We start from the raw sequence: 382 nt of genomic DNA on the forward strand, positions 1-382 counted from the left end.
TTGGCTTTCTGTGTTCATACGTTCGATTGCGTCAGTTAATTGAATTTCATTTCCTGCGCCTTCTTCTTGTGTTTCAAGGTAGTCGAAGATTTCTGGTGTTAACACATAGCGACCCATGATGGCTAAGTTTGATGGTGCTGTACCTTGTTTAGGTTTTTCTACGAATTTTTTAACTTCATAACGTAATCCTGATTGTTCTAATGGGTCGATGATACCGTAACGGTGCGTATCTTCGGGTGCAACTTCTTGTACACCAATAACAGATTTACCTGTTTCATCGTAAACATCCATTAATTGTTTGATGGCAGGTGTTTCAGATTCAACAATGTCATCGCCTAATAACACTGCAAATGGTTCATCGCCAATAAATTGACGTGCTGTG

1 protein-coding gene is annotated in these 382 nt (G+C 39.5%); it reads right to left on the reverse strand.

Annotation, left to right across the window (positions count from 1 at the left end; genetic code table 11):
• Positions 1 to 382, reverse strand: a 382-nt coding sequence (locus tag CD121_RS08070; RefSeq protein ID WP_257214272.1) for a sugar phosphate nucleotidyltransferase, incomplete at both ends; no start/stop codon positions are given.

The sequence above is a fragment of the Staphylococcus pasteuri genome, assembly GCF_003970495.1.
GTDB classification, from domain to species: Bacteria; Bacillota; Bacilli; order Staphylococcales; family Staphylococcaceae; genus Staphylococcus; species Staphylococcus pasteuri.